Origin of the sequence: Lentzea indica, assembly GCF_012184385.1 — a bacterium.
GTDB lineage: Bacteria > Actinomycetota > Actinomycetes > Mycobacteriales > Pseudonocardiaceae > Lentzea > Lentzea indica.
The window spans coordinates 1-2,347 of sequence record NZ_VSRL01000488.1; the positions used below are offsets into that span (position 1 = coordinate 1).

3 protein-coding genes are annotated in these 2,347 nt (G+C 68.6%); all 3 read right to left on the reverse strand.

Going from position 1 to position 2,347, the window contains the following annotated elements:
- A partial coding sequence (locus FXN61_RS48795; protein ID WP_167980545.1) for a WXG100 family type VII secretion target occupies positions 1–759 on the reverse strand: 759 nt, incomplete at its 3' end.
- Positions 760–770: 11 nt separating this feature from the next.
- A complete protein-coding gene (locus tag FXN61_RS48800; protein WP_167980546.1) occupies positions 771–1,088 on the reverse strand; it encodes a type VII secretion target in 318 nt (105 codons plus the stop codon).
- A gap of 70 nt (positions 1,089–1,158) precedes the next feature.
- Positions 1,159–2,347 (reverse strand): type VII secretion protein EccB (gene eccB / locus FXN61_RS48805; RefSeq protein WP_167980547.1); only part of this gene is annotated, 1,189 nt, incomplete at its 5' end.

The following is a 2,347-nucleotide window of genomic DNA, read 5'->3' on the forward strand; positions in this document are numbered from 1 at the left end:
CCGGAGCGCGACCGAACCGACTCCGCCGGCGCCGACACCACCGCCGCCACCGCCGGGTGAAGCACCGCCACCGGTGCCCGCGGCGGCCGTGGCGGACGCCTTGGCCGGTTCCGGCAGCTTCGTCTCCGGCTTGGCAGGCGCCGTGTACGTCCAGTTCTGCTCGGGGTACTTGTGCTCCATCCGCACGGCACCGAAGGCTCCGGCCTCACCGGAAACCCCGTCGCACAGCTTGAGGAACGCCTCCAGCACCTGCCGCGCGGACTCGTGCAGCTCGCGGACCGGGTCCTTGAGCTCCTCGATGTGCTTGATCGCGCGCTGGTCGCCCTCCAGGGGCAGCGCCGCCGTGCCGGACACCGAGTCCGCGGCGTCGGCGAGCACGTGCGCCATGTCCTGCACGATGTCGCGAACGCCGTCCGCGGTCTCCTCCAGCGCGTCCGCCATCGCGTTCATCGCGTCGGACATGTCGCCGCCCGCGAGCCCCACCTTGCGCATGTGGTCGAGGAACGCGTCGGCGTCCTTGCCCTCCCACCGCGCGTCGACCCCGCCCAGCGGTGCCGTGACGTGCTTGTTGACCGCCTCGGTCACCTTCGCCGCCTTGCGCCAGCGTTCGGCTTCCTCGCGCAGGTCGTTCCAGTCGCCCACGAGCGGGTCGAAGAAGTCGTGCACGAGGTCCACGACACCGAGCTTGCGGCTCACCTGCGAGAGGTAGTCGAGCTCGGGACCGACCTCGGCCGCGATCTGCCTGCCGTCCTTGGCCACCACAGCTCCCCCTACCGCCGGTCGGCCTTCTTGATCAGATGCACGCTCTCGTCGTCCTGGTACCCGTACTGCTTGGCGACGGCGTGCAGTCCCTTCGCGGCAGCGTCGAGCGTGTCGCAGGCGCGGGCGAGCTGCGAGTTGAGCAGCTCGGCCGCACGCGCGTAGCCCTGGGCGGTGCCCACGGTTCTGCCGATCTCGCCGAACGACTGCGGGCGCAGCGGGGACACCTTCATGGCGTCCCGCACCCGCCTCAGATCGTCCGTCGTGCCGTCGATCCGGTCGGCGTAGGACTCCAACCACTCTGGATCGACACTGATGCGACCGGCCACGACTGTCCCCTAACGACACTTCCGAGTGCTTTTGCGTGCATTCGACGGTGATGCACCCGGAGCGGTTCCGCTACTTCTGAGTGGACTGCGGATCCTTGATCGTGCCCTTCGGTGCCGGAATCGCGTCGTAGCTGCGGTTCGCCTCGTTCTTGTTGAGCTGCGGTCCCATCGGCAACAGGCTCAGGATCTGGTTCGGTGCCGGCGGGAACGTCCCGTCGAGCCCCAGCGCCGTCGCCGTGGCCGCGTCCGGGACGCCGTAGCGGACACCCCGGCCGGTGACGACCTGTACCGGACCGGTCCCGAAGTCGCCCTTGCCCTGGCTCGCCCGCACGACCGCGGCCTTGCCGGGCAGCATCAGGAACTGGTCGATGATCTCGCCGGCCGCACCGGGTGCGTTCAGCTCGACCGGGGTCATCTCCTTGGGGCCGGGCAACTTGGAGCCGATCGTCACCGAGGTGTGCTCGGCCTTGGTCTGCTCCGTGAAGTTGTCGGCCTTCCAGCCCAGGCACACCACGGTGTTGTTGGCGTTGGCCTCGAGCGTGGTCGGGATCTTCGCCGGGTACGAGTCGAGCTTGAGCGGGTTCTTCGGGTCCTTGTGGTCCGAGATCGCGCTCGGCGAGAGCTGGATCGGCTTCTTGTTGTTCGCGTACGCCCAGCGGAGCAGGTCGCCCACGGTCTGGTCGACGTCCTGGAAACCGTCCTTCAGCGCCACCATGTAGGTCGCCTTGCCGGTCAGGTTGACCTCGACGACCTCGCCGATGTTCACCTTCGTCTCGGTGACGTAGTCCGCCTGCTTGCCCTGGTCCTGGATGACCGGCGCGATCAGGGGAGCGACCTCGGGGATCGCGTTCAGCATCGCCGTGCTGATCGCCCTCGGCTGCTTGCCCTTCAGGTTCAGGGCGTTCATCACCTTGTCGTTCTTGAGGTCCACCTCGGCCCGCACCGTCGACGACGAGATGTCGCGCAGGCTGTTGGGCTTCTTGTAGATCAGGTACGCCTTCTTCGCGCCCGTGCGCTGCTGGACCAGCACCGCCTCGTCGCCGAGCTCCGGGTTGCCGCCGCTCACGCCGGCGATCACGGAGGTCTTGATCTGGTTCTCCGCCGCCTGGTTCTCGCGGAACTCGTCCAGGTCGAGCGTGTCGCAGACGGACCACTGCGCGTCGATGCGGATCTCCGGCTTCGGCAGCACGTCCGGCGCGTCGGGCAGACCGGTGAGCCTGCCGCGCGGCAGGCTCGCCAGCGCGTCTCGCTCACGAGCT